Raw genomic sequence first — 14,337 nt, 5'->3', positions numbered from 1 at the left:
GCGCTGCCTTCGCCGGAGGTCCACACTGCGGACGCCGCTGTCTCACTTTTCAGGCAGTCGCCGCCGTCGCGGTAAACTTGGGAGGTTGGCATTCGCCCGGCCACAGCCCGTTCCCTCAGGAGTTAGAGCACGCATGAGTTTGATTGTGCAGAAGTTTGGTGGTTCTTCGGTCGCGGACGCCGAGGGCATCAAACGCGTGGCCAAGCGCATCGTGGATACGCAGCACGCGGGCAACGAGGTCGTCGTCGTGGTCTCCGCCATGGGCGACACGACGGACGAGCTGCTCGACTTGGCGGCCCAGGTCACCGACGCGGCCCCGGCACGCGAACTGGACATGCTCCTCAGCGCCGGCGAGCGCATCTCAATGGCACTGCTCGCCATGGCCATCCACCAACTCGACGCCAGCGCGCAGTCCTTCACCGGCAGCCAGGCCGGCATGATCACCGACGGCATTCACGGCAAGGCCCGCATCATTGACGTGGACCCGCACCGCATCCGCACCTCGCTGGACAAGGGCAACATCGCGATCATCGCCGGCTTCCAGGGCATGAGCCGTTCCACGAACGAGGTCACCACGCTGGGCCGCGGCGGGTCGGACACGACGGCGGTGGCGCTGGCGGCCGCCCTCGACGCCGACGTGTGCGAGATCTACACCGACGTCGACGGCGTCTTCACCGCCGACCCGCGCGTGGTGGCCTCGGCGCAGAAGATCGACACGCTCTCCAGCGAAGAAATGCTGGAGCTGGCTGCCTCCGGAGCGAAGATCCTGCACCTGCGCTGTGTTGAGTACGCCCGCCGGTTCGGTATCCCGATCCATGTGCGCTCCTCCTTCAGCCAGAAGGAAGGAACCTGGATCATCCCCAGCCCCGATGACAAGATCAAGATCCAAGAAGGAGTTGCCTTGGAGCAGCCAATCATCTCCGGCGTCGCCCACGACCGGTCCGAGGCGAAGGTTACGGTCGTCGGCGTGCCGGACATCCCCGGCAAGGCGGCGGATATCTTCGGCGTGATCGCCGGGGCTCACGTGAATATCGACATGATCGTGCAGAACGTCTCCACCCACGGCTCCGGCCGCACGGATATCTCCTTCACCCTGCCCATGGTCGAAGGCGCCGAGGCACTGGAATCGCTGCGTGCCGCGCAGGAGCGGATCGGCTTCCAGGACGTCATCTACAACGACAAGATCGGCAAGCTGTCACTGATCGGAGCGGGCATGCGCTCCAACCCCGGGGTGTCTTTCAAGTTCTTCGAAGCGCTCTCCAGCGCAGGGATCAACATCGACATGATCTCGACGTCGGAGATCCGCATCTCCGTCGTCACGCGCGCAGACCTGCTCGACAGTGCAGTGCGCGCCATCCACACCGCCTTCAACCTCGACGGCGAGTCCGAAGCGACCGTCTACGGCGGCACCGGCCGCTAGGACCACGCCGGACGCACAGGATCCGCGCCGCCCCCAACGCGCGCGGACCCTGTGCGTCTGTTGCCCGGGCTCCTCCCGGCTTCAGCCAGCGCCGGTCTTGCGGACGCCGTAGTGGTGTCCTTCGGAGTCGGTCTCGACCTCGAAGGTCGCCAGTTCCTCTTCCGAGGCTTCCTCGAAGTCGTCGTGACGGTGCGTCACAGGCACCCTCGGGTCGGCGCGGTCCGCGGGACCGAATACCGCCCGGAGGCGGTCGGTCGCGTGCATGACCCGGCCCACCCCGCTGTGGTGCGTGGCGGCGCCAGGCTCGGCGTGCCGCTCGGTGCTTCGATGTCCAACCACTTTTTCCACCCCCTTCCGCGTCATCGGGTCCGGTGGTGTCAGTAGCACAATTCTACGCTCAGAGGCGTCGCAGGCACCCGGATCAGCCCGGGCACTTTCAGCTCGTTTGCCCTGCCGGCCGCTCCCGCAGATAGGTCGTGCCGTCGGGGTTGCGCACCGTCTCCCACTGGCTCAGCTCCGCCTCCCGGCGCAGCTGAGCGGCGTCGCGCCGCACGATCACCGGGCCCTCCAAGGATCCCTGCTGCGCCGGACCGAAGAAGATCCGAAGTTTGCCGGTCAGTTTCATGAAGCGGCTGGCAAAGCCCTCAGCCTCGGCCATGGTTAGGCTCCTTGACTCGGACGGCCGCCCTCGTGCCGTCGACAACGTTAGTACACTAAATATTAGCGCACAGTTGCGGGAGACGTTCGTATACTGGAGACACCATGGCAACTCCCAAGCCGGCATCCGGCACCGAAGAAGACCTTCTGCTCGAGCGGCAGTTGTGCTTCGCGCTGGCCGTCGCATCCCGGACGGTCATCGGGGCCTACAAACCCGTCCTGCGGGAACTGAAGCTCACGCATCCGCAGTACCTGGTGATGCTCGCGCTCTGGGAACGGAATCCCCGCTCGGTCCGCGAACTCAGCGATGCCCTGCTGCTGGAACCCGCCACCCTCTCACCCCTGCTCAAGCGCCTTGAAGCCCTCGGATACGTCACGCGCCGGCGGGCCGAAGGCAACGAGCGTGCACTCGCCGTCGGCCTCACCGCCGAGGGCACCGCACTGCGCAACAAGGCCCTCGGCGTGCCGGGCGCCATGCTGGACCGCCTGGGCCTCACCCGCCAGGACGCGGCGGACCTGCATGCCTCGATGACCCGGCTGATCGGCGCGGCCCAGTCCGACGTCAGGGCGGGCTGACCATGGGCGCGCGTGGAATGACGTTCGCCGCCGCGGCCGCTTTGGCCGGCAGCCTGTTGCTGTCCGCCTGCGGCGGCCCCACCGGCGGGGGCACCTCTCCGGCAACCACTCCCCCAGCCTCGACCCCGGGCTCGACCCCGACGACGACGCCCGCTCCTGCCACGCCGACGACGCCGCCCGCCTCAGCACCCGTGGCGAAGGACGCTTCGCTGCAGGTCACCGTGCGCGCCACTGCGAACGCCAAACCCGTCCAGTACCGGCTGGAATGCAAGTCGGGCAGCGCGGCCGCGGGCAGCACGGTCCCCGATCCCGCCGCGGCCTGCAAGGCGGTCCTCGCCAACAAGGCAGCCTTCGACACCAAGCCGGACCCCACCCGGATGTGCAACCAGATCTATGCCGGACCCGAGACCGCCACGGTCACCGGCACCATCGACCGCACGCCGGTGAAATCGGCATTCGGCAGGACCGACGGCTGCAAGGAAGAAGTGTGGCGGACGCTCGCACCGCTCTTCGGGTTCACCGCCGGCGGAGCCAAGTGACCTCTCCGGCCATCGGCGCGGTGCTCGATCCCGCCGCCTGGCGCGCCCGGGAAGCGGCCCACGCCGCGCGCGTGCGCCGTTACGCCGACCCGTACCTGCAGCGCCGCTCCGCAAACCGGAAGCACCCCGTCGAGGACTTCCTGTTCACCTACTACTCGCACAAGCCCGGCCAGCTGCTCCGCTGGCACCCCGGCGCCGGCACGGTCCTGACGGGCGACGGCGCACACGAGCGCCTCGGCTGGAAGCATTACCGGGAACCGAGCACTCTCGAACGGGCGCAGGCCGGCCTCGGCGCCGCGGAGCAGGCCGTCATCGTGGACACGGCGGCTTTCCTCACGGACCGGCGCGACGCCGTCGACTTCGCACTCGTCATCCTCGCCGGCACCGCCGCACGCCCCGCCCAGTTCGGCTGTTTCGGCCTGCACGAGTGGGCCATGGTGTACCAGCAGGAGCGGCAGGAGATCCGGCACGAGTACCTCCAGCTGCGGCTGGGAGGCGCGGGGACCGATGAGGTGATTGAGCGGGAGCGGATCCGCTGCTCCCACTTCGATGCCTTCCGGTTCTTCACCTCCGCCGCGGTGCCGCGCAACGAGCTGCAGCCCAGCCGCGCCACCCAGCGCGTGCTGGAACAACCCGGTTGCCTGCACGCCAACATGGACCTCTACAAGTGGGCCTACAAGCTTTCCCCGGCACTTCCGAGCGAGCTGCTGATGGACTGCTTCGAATTATCCTGGCGCATCCGGGCCATGGACATGCAGGCTTCGCCCTATGACCTCGCCGACTGGGGATATCCCCCGATCCCTATCGAGACGGCGGAGGGCAAGGCACGGTACGTGGCCGCGCAGCGTTCCTTCAGTGAGGAGGCCTCCGGCCTCCGGGCGCGCCTGCTTGAGGCCGTCACGGGCCTGGCGAAGAAGCGGTAGCTCATGGTCTCCGAAGCGCCCGCTGGCAGCCCGGCGGCCGACCTGGTGGTCACCCTGTTCGAATCCCCGGGCGCCGCTCCCGTCGTCCGCCGCCTCGTGGCGGACGACGCCGGCCTGCGGCCCGGAACCACCGTGGAGGACGCCCCGGCCGCCCTGGCCGCGGTGCTGGAGCACGGCGAGAGCCTCTTCTTCCCGGTGCGGACGCGCCTGAGGGTCTGCACCCAGCAGTACGGCGGCCCGCAGCGCGCCACGGTGTCCGGGCTGTTCCTGGGCCGGGAGGTCCGCGCCGAGTTCAGCCTCACGGACGGATGCCGAATCGCGGACTGGGAACGGATCGCTGCCCTGCTCGGCGCCCGCCCCGGCCTGCTCTGACCGTCCGTTGCCCGCAGCTTGCGCGGTTGCTCAACCGCCTCCGCGCGACATTGGACAACTGCACATGGCTTCTGCGGCCCCGGGACGCATAACCTGCAAGGGACAGCTCACTTCAATCAATGGGGATCAAGTGAAACGACTCTCTTCGAACCGGCCGGATGCCGGTTCCTCCTCCAGCGCCACCCTGGCTCGGCCGTCCACCTGGATCACGGCGGTCACCGGCAGCCACTGCCCGCGGACAGGCCTCTGGGCCGTGCTCGGGGACTCTTCGACCAGGCGCACCATCTTCGAAGGGGACCTGTTCCCCTCCGTCGCCGGCCGGATGACGGCCTGGCGCCTGGTCCAGCCGGACACGACCCCGCACGCGAACTCCTAACGCCGCCCCGCAGGCGGGCGCCCGCTAGTCCTCGCTGCTGAGGATGCGCCGGCGGGCGCTGAGCAGGTCCACTTCGGGCCGCGCCGCGGCGAGACGCTCGACGGCGTCGAGCAGGTCCACCACGTGCGCCCTGTCCCCCGAGACGACGGCGGCTCCGACCACCGCCCGGCGGTACAGGTCCAGCGCGCCGGCTTCAGCCACGGCCGCCTCGAACCGTCGCCGCAGCTCATTGACCAAGGGCCGGACGACGGCGCGCTTTTCCTTCAGCGAATGCACATCGCCCAGCAGCAAATCCAACTCGATCCACCCGATCCACATGCCACGGTCCTAGCCGCATCACTGACACAAGTCAACGACCGGCGCGAAAGCTCGATAGACTGGCTCTGCAAGCTCGCGGAGCGCTGGATCAGCGTGAGACGGCACCATCCGCGGACGCTTCCCTCGTTACGCTCACCAAACAGGAGTCACCGGATGCCCCGGATCGTCGTTGACGTCATGCCCAAGCCCGAAATTCTTGATCCGCAGGGGAAGGCCATCGTCGGGGCACTCCCCCGGCTGGGTTTCACCAGCTTCAGCGCCGTCCGCCAGGGCAAGCGCTTTGAACTGACCGTCGACGGCGAGGTGACCGACGAGATCCTGGCGCAGGCGCGCAACGCGGCCGAAACCTTGCTCTCCAACCCGGTCATCGAGGACGTCGTGAACATCGAGGTAGTTGAAGGCTGATGACTGAGACTCCTCTGATCGGCGACCTGGCGGCGCCCGCCGCCGGGTCTGCGCTCTCCGGCGCCCGCATCGGCGTCGTCACCTTCCCCGGAACCCTGGACGACCGCGACGCCGCGCGCGCCGTACGCCTGGCCGGCGGCACGGCCGTCCCGCTGTGGCACGCCGCCACCGAACTGGGCGACGTGGACGCCGTCGTCATCCCCGGCGGCTTCTCCTACGGCGACTACCTCCGGGCCGGTGCGATCGCCCGCTTCGCGCCGCTGATGGACAAAATCATCGACGCCGCGAAGTCCGATGCGAAGCTACCCGTGCTGGGCATCTGCAACGGCTTCCAGATCCTGACCGAATCGCACCTGCTGCCCGGATCGATGATCAAGAACGACCACCTGAAGTTCCTGTGCCGTGACCAGGTGCTGCGGATCGAAAACAACACCACGGCCTGGACCTCGGACTACGCCGCCGGCCAGGAAATCACCGTCCCGCTGAAGAACCAGGACGGCCAGTTCATCGCCGATGAGAAGACGCTGGACGCACTGGAGGCCGAGGGCCGCGTGGTCTTCCGCTACGTCGGCTTCAACCCGAACGGCTCCCGCCGGGACATCGCCGGCATTTCCAACGCCGCCGGCAACGTGGTGGGGCTCATGCCGCACCCGGAGCACGCCGTCGAAGCAGGATACGGCCCGGCCCACACCGGCACCGACGGGCTCGGGTTCTTCACCTCTGTTCTCAATAAGCTCGTCGGAGGCAAGTAATGACCGAGGTCACCCAGAAGTTCAACATCGACACCGTCGAGCACGCCGCGCAGACCCCCGAGCAGGAACTGCCCTGGGCAGAGCTGGGCCTGAAGGACACCGAATTCGAGGAAATCGTCAAGCTGCTGGGCCGCCGTCCCACCGCCGCCGAGCTCGCGATGTACTCGGTCATGTGGTCCGAGCACTGCTCCTACAAATCCTCCAAGGTGCACCTGCGTCAATTCGGTGAAAAGGTCACCGAGAAGATGAAGGAGCACCTGCTCGTCGGCATCGGCGAGAACGCCGGCGTCGTGGACATCGGCGACGGCTGGGCCGTGACCTTCAAGGTCGAGTCCCACAACCACCCGTCCTTCGTCGAGCCCTACCAGGGCGCCGCGACCGGCGTCGGCGGCATCGTCCGCGACATCATCTCGATGGGCGCCCGCCCGGTGGCCGTGATGGATCCGCTGCGCTTCGGCGCCATCGACCACCCGGACACCGCCCGCCTGGTGCACGGCATCGTCTCGGGCATCGGCGGCTACGGCAACTCGCTGGGCCTGCCGAACATCGGCGGCGAGGTCGTCTTCGACTCCGTCTACCAGGGCAACCCGCTGGTGAACGCCCTCGCGGTGGGCGTGCTCCGGCACGAGGACATCCGCCTCGCCAACGCCTCCGGTGTCGGCAACAAGGTGGTCCTCTTCGGCGCCCGCACCGGCGGCGACGGCATCGGCGGCGCCTCGGTGCTGGCCTCCGAGTCCTTCGATGCGACGAAGCCCTCCAAGCGCCCGGCCGTCCAGGTGGGCGACCCGTTCGCGGAGAAGGTGCTCATTGAGTGCTGCCTGGAGCTGTTCAAGGCCTCCGTGGTTGAAGGCATCCAGGACCTCGGGGCGGCCGGCATCTCCTGCGCCACCTCGGAGCTGGCCTCCAACGGCGACGGCGGCATGCACGTCGAGCTGACCAAGGTGCTGCTGCGCGACCCGTCGCTGACCCCGGGCGAGATCCTGATGTCCGAGTCGCAGGAACGCATGATGGCCGTCGTGACGCCGGAGAACGTGGCCGCCTTCGAAGCGATCATGGACAAGTGGGCCGTGGAGTACTCCTGGCTTGGCGAAGTCACCGACACCGGCAGGCTCGTCATCGAGTGGGACGGCGAGAAGATCGTCGACGTCGACCCGCGCACCGTGGCCCACGAGGGTCCCGTGTACAACCGCCCGTACAACCGGCCGGAATGGCTGGACAGCATCCAGGCGGACAGCTTCACCGGCAGCGTGCAGGACGCCGGACGGCCGCAGACCCCCGAGGAGCTCGCGGCTGCCGTCGTCGAGCTCATCTCCTCGCCGAACATGGCCTCCAAGGACTGGGTCACCAACCAGTACGACCGCTACGTGCAGGGCAACACCGCGCTGGCGTTCCCGGACGACGCCGGTGTGGTCCGCGTCGACGAGGAGACCGGCCTGGGCGTGTCCATCTCCACGGACGCCAACGGCCGCTACTCCTACCTTGACCCGTACGAGGGCGCCCGCCTGGCCCTGGCCGAGGCCTACCGCAACGTGGCCACCTCCGGTGCGAAGCCGCTGGCTGTCACCGACTGCCTCAACTTCGGCTCGCCCGAGGACCCGGAGGTCATGTGGCAGTTCGCGGAATCCGTTCGCGGGCTGGCCGACGGCTGCCAAGAGCTCGGCGTCCCGGTCACCGGCGGCAACGTCTCGCTGTACAACCAGACGGGCGGCGTCGCCATCCACCCCACCCCGGTGGTCGGCGTGCTGGGCGTGTTCGACGACGTCGCCCGCCGCACCCCGAGTGGCTGGGCGGAGGACGGGCAGGCCATCTACCTGCTGGGCACCACCCGCGACGAGCTGGGTGGATCCGAATGGGCCAACCTGCGCGGCCACCTCGGCGGCAAGCCGCCGGTGGCGGATCTCGCGGCGGAGAAGGCGCTGGGCGAGATCCTGGTCAACGCCTCCCGCGACGGCATGATCGACGCCGCGCACGATCTCTCCGAAGGCGGTCTCGCGGCCGCCCTGGTCGAGGCGTCACTGCGCTTCAACACCGGCGCGCGGATCGGCCTGGACGAATTGTGCGAGCGTGACGGGATCGACCTGTTCACTGCCCTGTTCTCCGAGTCGCAGGCCCGTGCGCTTGTCGCCGTCCCGCGATCCGAGGAGATCCGGTTCACCGACATGTGCACCGCCCGAGGCTTCGCGCATCTGCGGATCGGTGTCGTGGACGCGGCGTCCGAGGCGCTCGATGTGCAGGGCCGGTTCAGCCTGCCGCTGGCCCAGCTGCGCGAGGCGAACGACGCCGTCCTGCCGAAGTACTTCGACTGACCGGACGGCTCCCGCCCATGACGCGGTTTCCCGCCTGCGACACGCCTTAACCCGCGTCGCAGGCGGGAAACCGCGTCATTTTTGGTTCCAGCCCAGCCGCTGGCGGTCCCGAAGCGGAAGGGACGCGACCACGAGGTCGTAGGAATCCTCGATCATGTCACGGACCATGTCGTCCGCCAGGGTTCCGTCCAGCGCCACCCCGTTCCAGTGTTTCTTGTTCAGGTGCCAGGCGCCGGTGATGGTCGGGTGCGCGGCGCGCAGCTGTTCGGCCAGCGCGGGCTCGCACTTGAGGCTGACACTCAGCGGGCGCGCTGCCAGCGCGGTCAGGGCGAAGACCTTCCCCGGTCCGGGCCTGGCCCTGACTTTGAACACCGAGGTCTCCGGGCCGAACGGGAAATCCTCGTAGGCGCCGGGGTGTGACAGGCACAGCGCCCTCAGGTAATCCGGGGTCACCACGCCAGCATAGCCGCGGTCTACACTGGAGCAACCCCGATGCGGCGTCCCGGCGGCTCGGTACCGATGGGAGAACGGAAGATGGGCCAGGCGGCAGGCAAGGCAAACAGAGCGGCCTCCGAGGCGGCGTCGGCGAGCCGAAGCCCCGCCCTGCGGGTTCTCGCCCGCACCGGCTTTGTCTTCATCGGCCTGGTGCACATCCTGATCGGATTCATCGCCCTGCAGATCGACAGGGGGCAGGGGGGCCGGGCTGACCAGTCGGGCGCAATCGGGTCGCTTGCCTCAAAGCCGGGCGGCCCCCTCCTGCTGTGGGCGGGCTTCGCGGCGTGTGCCGCCCTGGCGCTCTGGATGCTCAGCGAGGCGTTCTTCGAGTGGCGCTCCGAACCCGAGCCAAAGAAGAAGCTCGGCAAAGCCGGTGCGGCGGCAGGCAAGGCCGTGGTCTTCGGCTTCCTGGCATTCACCTTCGCCGTGTTCGGCGCCGGGGGCAGCAAGAACTCCAGCCAGTCGGCCAGCGACTTCACGGCCAAGCTGATGGGCGCTCCCGCCGGTGCTGTGCTGCTGATCGCGGTCGGACTCGCCATCATCGCGGCCGGCGGCTTCTACGTATACCGCGGCGTCACGCGCAAGTTCATGGAGGATCTGCAGGACCCCGGACGGGCGCGCACGGCCGTCGAATGGCTCGGGACAATCGGTTACGCGGCCAAGGGTGTGGTCCTCGCCGTCGTCGGCATCCTGATCATCGTCGCCACAGCCACTGCTGACCCGTCAAAATCCTCGGGTCTGGACGGCGGCCTGAAGACCCTTGGTTCCCAGCCGTACGGCGTCTTCCTGCTCGCCGCGGTCGCGGCCGGGCTCATGTGCTACGGCGTGTACTCGATGGCCCGCGGACGGTACGGCAAGTTCTGATCCGCAGCGGCCGGACGGCCGGACGAGGCAGTGTGAAGCAGCCTCAGAGGCCGAGGCGCGGAGCCTCGATCGCCGGACAGCGGTCCATCACCACGTCCAGCCCGGCGGCCTCGGCGCGTTCGACGGCGGCATGATCGATAACGCCCAGCTGGAGCCAGACAGCCCCGGCTCCGATGTCGATTGCCTGGTCCACGACGTCGCCCACGCGGGAGGAATTCACAAAACAGTCGACCACGTCGATGTGCCCGGGAACGTCCGCCAGCCGGGTATAGCCCTTCTCGCCGTGCACGTCATCGCCCTTGAGGCTGACAGGCACAATCTGCTTGCCGAGCGAATCCTTGAGGTAGCGTGCCACGCCCACCGCCGGCCGCAGCGGGTTGTTGGACAGCCCCACCACAGCCCACCGTCCGGGCTTGCGTAGCAGACTCTCGATGACGGCTGGATCGTTCAGCATGGATCCTCCTTGCGGGCGAAACGGTGGTGCGTACCGTCCTCAGTCTATTTGCCGCCGGGAACCGGCTGCGGGAGAACGACGGGCAGGCTCGGCCGGGGCGGAAGCGGAATGGCAGGCAGCTGGTCGCCACCAGGGATCCGGCCTGGCACGGAGCTGCTCTTGCCCGGCTCGGTCGGCGTCGCGGTGGGCGACGCCGGAGCGGGCAACTGCTTGGGGCGTTCGACGGCGGCGCCCGGCGCGGCTGCGGACCCGCGGCTCTCTGCGGTGGCTGTTGGAGCGGGCACAGGAAGTTGGCTGCCCGTGCCCGGTACCGCGGGGATGGCCGAGGGCTCGTGGCTGGCGGGAGCCTTCACGGCTGGCGGCTGGGATTGCTCGGCGGAAGGGCGCAACAGGACCGAGACGGTCTTGCTGACGGAATCGCGGAAGTCCGGATTGGCCGCGGCCACAGCTCCGGCGCCCAGGCCCATCGCACCGACCACGGCGACGCTGACGACGGCGGTGCGGTGGCGGCGGCTCCAGCGCTTGCGCTCGAGGCTGCTGACACCGGGGGTGAGGAGCGCGGCGAGCTCTGCGGACGGCTCGGGCGCCTCCTGCTGGCCCAGGGCACGCAGGTCGCGAAGGGAGGCCGCCAGGGCGGCATCATCCTCAAGGTCGGACTCGTGCAGCATCTCGAGGATGCGCTCGTCCGTCTCGCGGTTCTGGTCGGGTGTCATGATGACGAGTAGTCCTTTGCCGTCACGAGTTCGCGCAAGGCGAGAAGCCCGCGGCGTTGAAGTTGTTTGATGGCCCCTGTGGATTTGCCCATGATCTCGGCGACCTGTTCGATCGCCAGGTCCGCGACGATCCGCAGCACGATCACTTCCCGCTGCTCGTCGTTGAGCTGGTGGAGCATGTCGGTGACTCCCGCGCCGAGCGATTCGAGGGCCTGGTCCTCGGCGGAGCTGGAGACTCTGCTGTCTCCCAGCGGATCGTATTCGCTTAGCTGCGGCGTTCTTTCACGCCGCCTGTGGTGGTCCACCAGCCGGGCGTGTGCCACCGAAAATATGAAGGTCCGCAGGCCCTTTTCCCCGCCGGTCACTGATCCGAGCTTCGGAAGAATGTCGACGAACACGTCCTGGGTGAGGGCCTCGGCGTCGTCCGCTCCCCGCGCCCGGAAGTATCCGAGAACGGCGGGAGCGGTGGTCGCGTAGACGGCGCTGAAGCCGGAGGGATCCCCGGCCAGAGCTGCTGACAATTCACCGTCGGTCAGCTGTACTGCCAAGTAGCTGTCCTTCCGTTGCTGCCGGTGTGCGGCGGGTACAAGTCTAACCGCCGCACACCAACAGCCTGACGCTCAGAAGGTCGCGCGGAGCTTACTTGCCCAGCTGCGGAAGCTTCGGGGCGTTCGGAACAGCGGGAACGGCCGGGAGAGCCGGGGCGCCGGTCTTGGCCGGAACGGCGGGGATCGCCGGGGTCACGGCAGCGTGGGCGGCGCCGTTCACGTTGGCTTCAGCGGACACCTTGCTGCCGTCGACGCCCGCCTTGGCGTCGGCGCTGGACTCGGTGTCGGCGGTCGCCTTCTCGTCATCCGAGGAAGCCTTGGCGGTTGCATCCGCGGAAGCCTTGGCAGAAGCCTTGGCCGCCGGCGCGGTCGGAACCGAGGGCACAGCCGGAACGGCCGGCGTCGCCGGAATCGAAGCGGACGGGGTGGCCGGGACCGCCGGAACAGCGGGCGTAGCGGGGGTCACCGAGGCGCTCTGGGTGCTGGATTCCTGGGCCGCGTTGGCCAGGCCGATGCCGGAGAACCCTCCGGCCGCCAGAATGGCGACACCGATGACAGTCTTGGTGGTCTTGCTAACACTCTTCATTAAAAAAACATCCTTTGGTTGTCCGTAGGCCGGGCTGGAACCTGATGGGGGACAGGTTCCAACCCGACGCTTACAACCAAGTAATCGCCGGCGGGTCCGGAAAGGTTACGCGGGACCGAAAAACTTTTTCGGGAGGGACGTGATGCTCAGTCCGCGGGCAGGATGCTCAGTGCGCGGGCAGGATCTGGCGGCTGCTGACCAGGCGGCGATTCTTGAGCACCGGCAGGAATTCGCGTACCTCGGCAATGCGGCGGGTTGTGACGTCGACCGTCACGATGCCCTCCGGCTCGTCGGATAGGAAGTCCTGCGGGACGCCCATCGGGTTGATGATGGCCGAGTGGCCCACGGTGTGCGCGCTGGAGGTTCCGGCGGCGGCCACCCAGCAGGTGTTCTCGATGGCGCGGGCCTTGAGCAGAGTCTCCCAGTGGTCGATCTTGTGGTCCCCTTTGAACCAGGCGGCGGGCACGCAGATGAGGTCCGCTCCCTGCTCCGCGAGGGCCCGCGCGACTTCGGGGAAGCGCAGGTCGTAGCAGGTCATGACGCCGACGTGCAGACCACCCAGCGCCACCACCTTCACGTTGTGGTCCCCGGGCTTGATCCGCTTGGACTCCTGGTAGCTGAACGCGTCATAGAGATGCAGCTTGCGGTAGGTCTCCACGATCCGGCCGCTCGCATCGACGATGACGAGCGTGTTGTAGGGGCGCTCCTCGCCGCTTGTCTCATAACCGCCGGCAACGACGGCGATTTGAAGTTCCGCGGCGATGAAGGACAGCTGCTGCACGAAGGTGGACCAGTCCCGCTCGACGGCGGCGGCGAGGCTTCCTTCGACCTTGCCGACCGTGAACATCGATTCCTCCGGGAAGACGACCAGCTCCGCACCCTCGGCCCTGGCGTCCGAGGCCAGGCGCCGCATGGTGGCGAGGTTTTCCGCAACGTCTCCGCCCGGTCCGAACTGGCCGACACTGACCTTCATGGCTGCTCCTTCGTTTCGGGTTCTGCTTCACGCTACCGCCCGGGCGCCGGCCGGCACCATATTGCAACAATCCATAAGCATGCTTGCGATTTGTTACTCAACCATGTTTACTAAATTTCGGTAAGCATGCTTAGCAGATTTGACATGGTCCCTTCGAGGACCTTTATCCGAGAACGCAACCGGAGGTTTCAATGCTCGACACCCTCAAGAGCGGTTTGGCGGTTGTGGTCGCCTTTATCCCTCAGTTCCTGTTGTTCCTTGTCATCCTGATTGTCGGCCTGATCGTCGCAAAGGCGATCGCCAAAGCCCTCTCCGAGTTGCTGCACCGGGTCGGCTTCGACCGCGCTGTTGAACGCGGCGGCATCAAGAAGGCTCTGGCCAACTCCGCACTCGATGCGAGCGACATCGTCTCCAAGATCATTTACTACGCGCTGGTCCTGTTCGTGCTGCAGTTCGCCTTCGGCGTCTTCGGCCCGAACCCTGTCAGCACGCTGCTGGCGGCAATCATCGCCTTCCTGCCCAAGATCGTCGTCGCCATCATCATCGTGGTGATCAGCGCCGCCATCGCCGCCGCGGTCAAGACCCTGATCCAAGGCTCGCTCGGCGGCCTGTCCTACGGCCGGACGCTGGCCAACATCGCCAGCATCTTCATCCTCGGCCTTGGCATCATCGCCGCGCTGAACCAGGTGGACATCGCCACCACGGTCACCACACCGATCCTGATCGCTGTCCTGACTGCCCTTGTCGGCGTCGTCGTGGTCGGCGTGGGTGGCGGCCTGATCAAGCCGATGTCCCAGCGGTGGGAGCGGTACCTGAACAAGGCGGAGGAAGAAGCTCCGCTGATCAAGGCCCACGCGCAGGCCGCTCCGCCGGCCGCCGACCAGATCCGCGGCGCCGCCCAGCAGCTGATGCCGGAGTCGGATGCGGATGAGGCCGGCGCACACCGGTACTAAAACGCAGCATCCATACCCCGCATTGGACTGATGTGCGGCATTGATTCGGAGGGTCCGGGGCGCACGCGCTCCGGGCCCTCCTCCGCGTCCTGCGCGGATGTACAGAT

General features: G+C 67.7%; 20 protein-coding genes. 11 read left to right on the top strand and 9 right to left on the bottom strand.

Annotation, left to right across the window (positions count from 1 at the left end):
• Nucleotides 1-133 precede the first annotated feature (133 nt).
• A complete protein-coding gene (locus tag KIH31_RS12625; protein WP_214427489.1) occupies nt 134-1,420 on the top strand; it encodes an aspartate kinase in 1,287 nt (428 codons plus the stop codon).
• A gap of 81 nt (nt 1,421-1,501) precedes the next feature.
• Here KIH31_RS12625 and KIH31_RS12620 read toward each other — a convergent pair whose 3' ends face one another.
• Nucleotides 1,502-1,684 carry a hypothetical protein gene (locus KIH31_RS12620; RefSeq protein ID WP_214427676.1) on the bottom strand — a complete coding sequence of 61 codons (183 nt, stop codon included), beginning with the start codon at nt 1,682-1,684 and terminating at the stop codon, nt 1,502-1,504.
• 172 nt (nt 1,685-1,856) lie between these two features.
• Nucleotides 1,857-2,078: a hypothetical protein gene (locus tag KIH31_RS12615; RefSeq protein WP_214427488.1), complete on the bottom strand. Its 222-nt coding sequence runs from the start codon at nt 2,076-2,078 to the stop codon at nt 1,857-1,859.
• A 104-nt stretch (nt 2,079-2,182) separates the two neighbouring features.
• Here KIH31_RS12615 and KIH31_RS12610 point away from each other — a divergent pair, with 104 nt between their 5' ends.
• From KIH31_RS12610 to KIH31_RS12590, 5 genes are all read left to right on the top strand, one after another.
• Nucleotides 2,183-2,653 (top strand): MarR family winged helix-turn-helix transcriptional regulator, encoded by a 471-nt coding sequence (locus tag KIH31_RS12610; RefSeq protein WP_214427487.1) that lies wholly within the window; start codon nt 2,183-2,185, stop codon nt 2,651-2,653.
• A gap of 2 nt (nt 2,654-2,655) precedes the next feature.
• Nucleotides 2,656-3,192, top strand: a complete 537-nt coding sequence (locus KIH31_RS12605) for a serine protease inhibitor (RefSeq protein ID WP_214427486.1) — start codon at nt 2,656-2,658, stop codon at nt 3,190-3,192.
• Complete coding sequence (locus KIH31_RS12600) at nt 3,189-4,115, top strand: 3-methyladenine DNA glycosylase (protein ID WP_307857637.1); 927 nt, start codon at nt 3,189-3,191, stop codon at nt 4,113-4,115. The genes KIH31_RS12605 and KIH31_RS12600 overlap by 4 nt, the downstream gene beginning before the upstream one ends.
• A gap of 3 nt (nt 4,116-4,118) precedes the next feature.
• Complete coding sequence (locus KIH31_RS12595) at nt 4,119-4,487, top strand: serine protease inhibitor (RefSeq protein WP_214427485.1); 369 nt, start codon at nt 4,119-4,121, stop codon at nt 4,485-4,487.
• Between the two features lie 130 nt (nt 4,488-4,617).
• On the top strand, nt 4,618-4,863 hold the full coding sequence (locus KIH31_RS12590; protein ID WP_214427484.1) for a hypothetical protein: 246 nt from the start codon (nt 4,618-4,620) through the stop codon (nt 4,861-4,863).
• 24 nt (nt 4,864-4,887) lie between these two features.
• Here the strand turns inward: KIH31_RS12590 and KIH31_RS12585 are convergent, their stop codons facing one another.
• Entirely contained in the window at nt 4,888-5,181 is a 294-nt protein-coding gene (locus KIH31_RS12585; RefSeq protein ID WP_214427483.1) for a DUF503 domain-containing protein, read from the bottom strand.
• Nucleotides 5,182-5,334: 153 nt separating this feature from the next.
• Here KIH31_RS12585 and purS point away from each other — a divergent pair, with 153 nt between their 5' ends.
• The 3 genes from purS to purL are packed head-to-tail and all read left to right on the top strand — an operon-like array spanning nt 5,335 to nt 8,644.
• Entirely contained in the window at nt 5,335-5,586 is a 252-nt protein-coding gene (purS, locus tag KIH31_RS12580) for a phosphoribosylformylglycinamidine synthase subunit PurS (protein ID WP_214427482.1), read from the top strand.
• The gene (gene purQ / locus KIH31_RS12575) at nt 5,586-6,338 is read left to right on the top strand and encodes a phosphoribosylformylglycinamidine synthase subunit PurQ (protein ID WP_214427481.1); all 753 of its coding nucleotides are present in this window, start codon (nt 5,586-5,588) and stop codon (nt 6,336-6,338) included. Before purS ends, purQ begins: the two co-directional genes overlap by 1 nt.
• The gene (purL, locus tag KIH31_RS12570) at nt 6,338-8,644 is read left to right on the top strand and encodes a phosphoribosylformylglycinamidine synthase subunit PurL (RefSeq protein WP_214427480.1); all 2,307 of its coding nucleotides are present in this window, start codon (nt 6,338-6,340) and stop codon (nt 8,642-8,644) included. The genes purQ and purL overlap by 1 nt, the downstream gene beginning before the upstream one ends.
• 75 nt (nt 8,645-8,719) lie before the next feature.
• On the opposite strand, the gene KIH31_RS12565 is transcribed toward purL, so the two are convergent.
• Nucleotides 8,720-9,097, bottom strand: coding sequence for an MmcQ/YjbR family DNA-binding protein (locus KIH31_RS12565; protein ID WP_214427479.1), 378 nt, complete (start codon nt 9,095-9,097; stop codon nt 8,720-8,722).
• Nucleotides 9,098-9,163: 66 nt separating this feature from the next.
• On the opposite strand from KIH31_RS12565, the gene KIH31_RS12560 reads away from it, so the two are divergent.
• Nucleotides 9,164-10,003 carry a DUF1206 domain-containing protein gene (locus tag KIH31_RS12560; protein ID WP_250545932.1) on the top strand — a complete coding sequence of 280 codons (840 nt, stop codon included), beginning with the start codon at nt 9,164-9,166 and terminating at the stop codon, nt 10,001-10,003.
• Between the two features lie 43 nt (nt 10,004-10,046).
• Here KIH31_RS12560 and KIH31_RS12555 read toward each other — a convergent pair whose 3' ends face one another.
• From KIH31_RS12555 to KIH31_RS12535, 5 genes are all read right to left on the bottom strand, one after another.
• Nucleotides 10,047-10,457 (bottom strand): CoA-binding protein, encoded by a 411-nt coding sequence (locus tag KIH31_RS12555; RefSeq protein WP_214427478.1) that lies wholly within the window; start codon nt 10,455-10,457, stop codon nt 10,047-10,049.
• A gap of 44 nt (nt 10,458-10,501) precedes the next feature.
• On the bottom strand, nt 10,502-11,170 hold the full coding sequence (locus tag KIH31_RS12550) for a hypothetical protein (protein WP_214427477.1): 669 nt from the start codon (nt 11,168-11,170) through the stop codon (nt 10,502-10,504).
• The gene (locus tag KIH31_RS12545) at nt 11,167-11,718 is read right to left on the bottom strand and encodes an RNA polymerase sigma factor (protein ID WP_214427476.1); all 552 of its coding nucleotides are present in this window, start codon (nt 11,716-11,718) and stop codon (nt 11,167-11,169) included. The genes KIH31_RS12550 and KIH31_RS12545 overlap by 4 nt, the downstream gene beginning before the upstream one ends.
• A 91-nt stretch (nt 11,719-11,809) precedes the next feature.
• A complete protein-coding gene (locus KIH31_RS12540) occupies nt 11,810-12,304 on the bottom strand; it encodes a hypothetical protein (RefSeq protein ID WP_214427475.1) in 495 nt (164 codons plus the stop codon).
• Between the two features lie 166 nt (nt 12,305-12,470).
• Nucleotides 12,471-13,277 carry a carbon-nitrogen hydrolase family protein gene (locus KIH31_RS12535; RefSeq protein ID WP_214427474.1) on the bottom strand — a complete coding sequence of 269 codons (807 nt, stop codon included), beginning with the start codon at nt 13,275-13,277 and terminating at the stop codon, nt 12,471-12,473.
• A 191-nt stretch (nt 13,278-13,468) separates the two neighbouring features.
• Between KIH31_RS12535 and KIH31_RS12530 the strand changes: the two genes are divergently transcribed.
• A complete protein-coding gene (locus tag KIH31_RS12530; RefSeq protein ID WP_214427473.1) occupies nt 13,469-14,230 on the top strand; it encodes a hypothetical protein in 762 nt (253 codons plus the stop codon).
• Nucleotides 14,231-14,337 lie beyond the last annotated feature (107 nt).

This window comes from Paenarthrobacter sp. DKR-5, assembly GCF_018531425.1.
In the GTDB taxonomy this organism is placed as follows: Bacteria; Actinomycetota; Actinomycetes; order Actinomycetales; family Micrococcaceae; genus DKR-5.
Note: the sequence above shows the minus strand (reverse complement) of the source record. Positions and strands in the feature narration are given on the sequence as shown.

Excerpts from the sequence above, each read along its gene's own strand:
- KIH31_RS12550 (WP_214427477.1), bottom strand. The coding sequence starts at position 11,170 with ATGACACCCGACCAGAACCGCGAGACGGACGAGCGCATCCTCGAGATG.
- KIH31_RS12620 (WP_214427676.1), bottom strand. The coding sequence starts at position 1,684 with ATGCACGCGACCGACCGCCTCCGGGCGGTATTCGGTCCCGCGGACCGC.
- KIH31_RS12560 (WP_250545932.1), top strand. The coding sequence starts at position 9,164 with ATGGGAGAACGGAAGATGGGCCAGGCGGCAGGCAAGGCAAACAGAGCG.
- KIH31_RS12615 (WP_214427488.1), bottom strand. The coding sequence starts at position 2,078 with ATGGCCGAGGCTGAGGGCTTTGCCAGCCGCTTCATGAAACTGACCGGC.
- KIH31_RS12540 (WP_214427475.1), bottom strand. The coding sequence starts at position 12,304 with ATGAAGAGTGTTAGCAAGACCACCAAGACTGTCATCGGTGTCGCCATT.
- KIH31_RS12585 (WP_214427483.1), bottom strand. The coding sequence starts at position 5,181 with ATGTGGATCGGGTGGATCGAGTTGGATTTGCTGCTGGGCGATGTGCAT.
- purL (WP_214427480.1), top strand. The coding sequence starts at position 6,338 with ATGACCGAGGTCACCCAGAAGTTCAACATCGACACCGTCGAGCACGCC.
- purQ (WP_214427481.1), top strand. The coding sequence starts at position 5,586 with ATGACTGAGACTCCTCTGATCGGCGACCTGGCGGCGCCCGCCGCCGGG.
- KIH31_RS12535 (WP_214427474.1), bottom strand. The coding sequence starts at position 13,277 with ATGAAGGTCAGTGTCGGCCAGTTCGGACCGGGCGGAGACGTTGCGGAA.
- purS (WP_214427482.1), top strand. The coding sequence starts at position 5,335 with ATGCCCCGGATCGTCGTTGACGTCATGCCCAAGCCCGAAATTCTTGAT.
- KIH31_RS12605 (WP_214427486.1), top strand. The coding sequence starts at position 2,656 with ATGGGCGCGCGTGGAATGACGTTCGCCGCCGCGGCCGCTTTGGCCGGC.
- KIH31_RS12555 (WP_214427478.1), bottom strand. The coding sequence starts at position 10,457 with ATGCTGAACGATCCAGCCGTCATCGAGAGTCTGCTACGCAAGCCCGGA.
- KIH31_RS12530 (WP_214427473.1), top strand. The coding sequence starts at position 13,469 with ATGCTCGACACCCTCAAGAGCGGTTTGGCGGTTGTGGTCGCCTTTATC.
- KIH31_RS12610 (WP_214427487.1), top strand. The coding sequence starts at position 2,183 with ATGGCAACTCCCAAGCCGGCATCCGGCACCGAAGAAGACCTTCTGCTC.
- KIH31_RS12595 (WP_214427485.1), top strand. The coding sequence starts at position 4,119 with ATGGTCTCCGAAGCGCCCGCTGGCAGCCCGGCGGCCGACCTGGTGGTC.
- KIH31_RS12625 (WP_214427489.1), top strand. The coding sequence starts at position 134 with ATGAGTTTGATTGTGCAGAAGTTTGGTGGTTCTTCGGTCGCGGACGCC.